Raw genomic sequence first — 303 nt, 5'->3', positions numbered from 1 at the left:
TTGCGTCGTTTTCGTAGGGAAACAGGAAAACTGCATGTCCTTTTCTCCATAAATATGCTGATCGAAGGATTGCATGTGGAAGGAGTAGATGCTGCCATGTTCCTGCGTCGGACGGAATCATATGTGGTCGCCTTGCAACAGCTGGGCCGTTGCCTGAAAGCAGGTTCGGACCGTCATCCGGTAGTGCTTGACTTTGTCAATAACCTTTCGGGTGTTTATGAGGCTATGTCAAGGGAGTTGGTTTATCATCCGGCGATCCGTGCCCCGAAGAGCTTTAAAGGCTTTATGGAGTTTGAGGTAACC

The 303-nt window shown here is 49.2% G+C and carries 1 pseudogene; it reads left to right on the top strand.

Annotated features, from left to right (window positions below):
- Nucleotides 1-303: pseudogene (locus DWW91_RS22930) on the top strand (helicase); the annotation flags it as partial.

This window comes from Parabacteroides sp. AF17-3 (genome assembly GCF_003635445.1).
GTDB lineage: Bacteria > Bacteroidota > Bacteroidia > Bacteroidales > Tannerellaceae > Parabacteroides > Parabacteroides goldsteinii.
Note: the sequence above shows the minus strand (reverse complement) of the source record. Positions and strands in the feature narration are given on the sequence as shown.